This window comes from Persicitalea sp. (genome assembly GCF_041751555.1).
GTDB lineage: Bacteria > Bacteroidota > Bacteroidia > Cytophagales > Spirosomataceae > Persicitalea.
The window spans coordinates 1-4,375 of record NZ_JBGSXF010000015.1 but is presented as its reverse complement, the minus strand read 5'-3'; the positions used below and the strand labels follow the sequence as shown (position 1 = coordinate 4,375).

Sequence of the window (4,375 nt, the reverse complement as noted above, 5' to 3'; positions counted from 1 at the left end):
ACATTCTTAGCCGGACGTCCCGTCAAATCATCCCCTAAATCAGCTCGTGCCTCCTCCGCGATTTTCATCAACTCGGCTTTCACTTCGGGGTAGTCGAACATCACATTGTACCGCTCGCCCGGATCGCGACGCAGGTCATAGAGGCCACCGGGATGGTTGAAGCTTTCATTGCCGCGACCCGGCTGGCCGTTGTGGCCCGGCTCGAAGCCTTCGTTGGTGCGGCCCGGATGCGGAAAAACTAGTTTCCAATGACCATGCCTCACCGCTTCAAGATTATTTTTTCGGTAATAAAAATAAAAAGACTCCCGTGGTATTTCGGCAAGGTTACCTTTGAGGTTGGCGAGCAGACTCACTCCGTCGATGCGCTTCTTGGGTAGTTTCGCGCCCGTAGCCTCCACGATGGTGGGCAGGACGTCGATGCCCGCCGACAGATTATTGGACACAAGGCCCGCCGGAATGACACCCGGCCATTCGGCAATGAACGGTACCCGGTGGCCACCCTCGAAAGACGTCCCTTTGCCTTCTCGAAAACCACCCGAACTACCCGCGTGGTTGCCATAAGTCAGCCATGGGCCGTTGTCGGAAGTCACGATAAGCAGGGTGTTTTCGGCTAGCCCTTCCTCCCTCAAGGTTTTACGCAGTTGGCCGATACTCCAGTCCAGTTCCATAATTACGTCGCCGTATAGTCCCTGCTTCGATTTTCCTTTGAATTTATTAGAAACGAACAGTGGCACGTGCGGCATGGGGTGGGCAAGGTAGGCGAAGAAGGGCTTTTCCTTGTTTTTCATGATAAACTGAATTGTCCGTTCCGTGAACCAAGTCGTAAACTGACTCTGATCGGGGTTAGTCGCCACTGTCTCGTTGCCCTCGATGAGCGGTAGCGGCGGGTAGTAATTCTTGTTGACCGGGTGGTTGGGCCACATGTCGTTGGAGTAGGGGATGCCGAAGTACTCATCGAACCCGTGTTGCAGCGGCAAAAACTTTTTCTGGAAACCCAGATGCCACTTGCCGAAGGCGGCGGTAGCGTAGCCCTGGGCTTTGAGGAGCTCAGCGATAATCTCTTCATCGGGGTTGATTCCAGTCTTGGCCGAATGGTCCGTAGCCCCGGCAAAACCGAGACGGTTGGGGTAGCAGCCGGTCAGTAGTCCCGCCCGCGAGGCAGTACACACGGCTTGGGGCGTATAGTAGTGCGAGAGGAACATTCCTTTGCTGGCCATATCGTCGAAATTGGGTGTGGTGTAGTCCACCGCTCCGGTGCGACCGAGGTCCCCGAAGCCCATGTCGTCGATATAGACAAGTACCACATTGGGAGGTCTGTCGGCCTTTGGTTTTACATTAAAATTAAAGGCTAGTAGGGAAACGACACCTATGGTCAGGGCTGAGAAAAGAATTACTTTTTTGCGCATTGATTTCTTGATTTTATTTTGAGTTTTAAGAGGCGAAAAACTACCAGTATTGCTCGATAAGTTCGGCAATAGTCTCGTTAGACTCGACCCCATCGCCGGTGTCATTTTTGATTGTTCTGAGCCGTGCCTTCATGGTTTTTATGATGTCCCGATAAGCCGGATCACCGATGGCGTTGTGGTCTTCGCGCGGGTCTTTTTGTAAATCATAAAATTCCCAACCCGGCGGGTAGTCTATCTTGTCGCGCTGGGTTTTGGTGCGGGATTGGCCGTAGAAAAACGCCAGCTTATATCGCTCATTTCGAATCCCAAAATGGGCCGGACGTCTCGGTTCGTTGCTCCAATAGCGGTAGTACATATCCTTGCGCCAGTCTTTGGGCGTATTCCCCGCCAGGTTGGCCCGAAAACTGCGTCCCTGCATTTGCGCGGGTGTCTTTGTGCCCGCAAAATCAAGAAACAGCGACGGAAAATCAATATTTAGAATAATATCATCTATCCGACGACCCGACTTAAATTCCTTAGGATACGAAATCACAAATGGCATCCGTAGCGAAGGTTCGTAAATAAACCGCTTGTCGAAAAAGCCGTGTTCGCCCAGGAAATACCCCTGATCGGCGGTGTAAATGATGACCGTGTTTTCCAATTGCCCGCTTTCCCGCAGGTAGTCGATGAGCTTGCCGATGTTGTCGTCGATGGCTGCGCCCGCCCGCAAAAAGTCTTTGACAAATTTCTGGTACGTTTTCTTTCGGGCGGCCAGCGAATCCAGGCCAGTCAGCGAGAACGAAGCACCGGGGTACTGGGTACCCGTACCTTTTTCGTAACGCTCCCCCAATATTTCCAATGGCCAGCCGTCGTGGGTACGGCCAGTGGTAGCCGCGCCCCAATCCTCGAAATTTGGGGGATAAGGTAGTTCGACATCCGACAAAAAATCCTGGTGACGGGCAGGGTAGTCATAAGGCTCATGGGTAGCCTTGAAATGCGTGGAGAGGTAAAAGGGCTGCTCGGAGTTTCTGCTTTTGAGCCAGGCAATGGACTGATCGGCGATAACGTCCGCCGAGAAGCCTTCGTACACTTTGCCGCCCGCGTTGCCGTCTTGCCAGTTGTCTTTGGTTTTGAGGATTGGGTTTTGGTAACGGCCCTGGCTGGGCAGCACCATATAGTAATCGAAGCCTGCCGGCTCCTTTTTGAGATGCCACTTGCCGACGATCGCGGTTTGGTAGCCGCTGGCTTGGAGTAGTTTGGCATAATTCGTGTTATCCGGTTCGAAAACATCGTCAAGATCGTACACGCCGTTGCGGTGGCTGTACTGGCCGCTCAAAATCGCCGCCCGGCTGGGTACGCAGATGGAATTGGTGCAAAAAGTATTTTCCAGCACAACCCCGTGGTCGGCCAGCCACTGGATGTGATCGTTCTTGACGTAATCTTTTAAGATTCCCCCGTAAATCCCCCACGCCTGCGACGTGTGGTCGTCGGACATGATGAATAGGATATTGGGCTTGAATGTGTCGCCGAGCGACCGGGATTTTTGGGTACAGCTATAAAGCGAGAAAAATAGGAGGGGTAAGAGGTAAAGGATTCGGATGCGCTGCATGAGCATTGAGAAGGGGACAATTTGCGATATAGTTTTTGAAAAAGCAATTGCCACGTCTTCCTTACTGATGGTTTAACAGGGGTGCTCAGAGTCAAGACGGAGCTCCACAAAATTAGAGCGTACTATTATTAGGCTAATATTTATAATTGGGGCAGAATCGGACATAAAACCGCAAGAAAGTACCGGAATCCCGCTTGAAAGTATAATTTGGGGTAGATTTTCTTTTGCTACTTTGTTTTCTGGATTTTCTGGTTGAAATATAGTTCATATGGGAAGAAAGACGGGCGAGCCCGCACCGGCGTACCGGCCCGTACCACAACTACATTTTATGGCGGGGGCGGCGCAGGTGGATATTACACCGCCTTTGGGTACTTTGCTGGGGTCCGATTTTGTGTCGCATTACGCGCGTCATATCCATGATCCATTGTACGCTAAGGCTCTGGTTTTCCAACAAAAAGATACAAAGCTGGCCATCATCGTGGTGGATATTTGTATCATGCCCTCCAACTACATGGATGCTATCAAACAGCATATTCAGGAGCAAACGGGCATTCTTCCTACGAATGTCTTGTTGGCTTGCAACCATAATCATGCTTCGGGCGACGTGGTGGGGCTGCTGGGCGGTGCGGCTGACATTAATTATAAGGAAAAACTACCCGCCCTGATTATCGAGTCGGTGGTCAAGGCCAACGACGCGCTCCGCCCCGCCAAGGTTGCCTTCGGTTCGGCGGAAGTGCCTGACTTCGTGATTTGTCGGCGGTATCTAATGCAGGAAGGCTACGAGGCCAGAAACCCGGTGACGGGCCAAAACGATGGCGTGAAGACTAACCCGATTGGCGATGAAGCCCAGATCATCGAATCCGTCGCCAAACCTGATCCTGAGCTGAGTTTTTTATTAGTCAAGGGGCTGGACGACAAATGGATCGGGGTGCTAGGCAACTACGGGCTGCACTACGTTGGCGACTGGCCCGAGGACTCGGTGACGGGCGACTACTTTGGTGAATTTGCCGCCCGGCTCAAAGAAAAACTCGGGGCCGATGACAACTTCGTGGCCATGATGAGCAACGGTACGAGCGGCGACGTCAACCTCTGGTCGTTTCAGGACTCTGATCGCTTCCCGACGGAAGACTACGCCAAGACCCAGCTCGTAGGCGGGACACTGGCCCAGAAAGTAGCGAAAAGCCTCGAAAACTTGGACTGGCAGGAAAAGCCGGATTTATCGAGTACTTACGAAGAACTGGAAATTGACCACCGCAAGCCTTCTGAGGAGGAATTAGCAAAGGCGACTGAATCCTTCATCGCTCACGATTTTAAGAATATTGGCTACGATCCCGAATCAGTCCAACGAATTTACGACCGCGAGCAGGTATTGCTTAGTCAG

The 4,375-nt window shown here is 52.2% G+C and carries 3 protein-coding genes; 1 reads left to right on the top strand and 2 read right to left on the bottom strand.

Annotated features, from left to right (window positions below; genetic code table 11):
- Together ACEW8P_RS00555 and ACEW8P_RS00550 are read right to left on the bottom strand one after the other, a co-directional pair.
- Window positions 1-1,406: sulfatase (locus ACEW8P_RS00555; protein ID WP_373511165.1), on the bottom strand; the 1,406-nt coding region annotated here is incomplete at its 3' end.
- A gap of 40 nt (window positions 1,407-1,446) precedes the next feature.
- A complete protein-coding gene (locus tag ACEW8P_RS00550) occupies window positions 1,447-2,994 on the bottom strand; it encodes a sulfatase (RefSeq protein ID WP_373511164.1) in 1,548 nt (515 codons plus the stop codon).
- A 268-nt stretch (window positions 2,995-3,262) separates the two neighbouring features.
- Between ACEW8P_RS00550 and ACEW8P_RS00545 the strand changes: the two genes are divergently transcribed.
- On the top strand, window positions 3,263-4,375 hold a 1,113-nt coding region (locus tag ACEW8P_RS00545; RefSeq protein ID WP_373511163.1), incomplete at its 3' end, for a neutral/alkaline non-lysosomal ceramidase N-terminal domain-containing protein.

Excerpts from the sequence above, each read along its gene's own strand:
- ACEW8P_RS00550 (WP_373511164.1), bottom strand. The coding sequence starts at position 2,994 with ATGCAGCGCATCCGAATCCTTTACCTCTTACCCCTCCTATTTTTCTCG.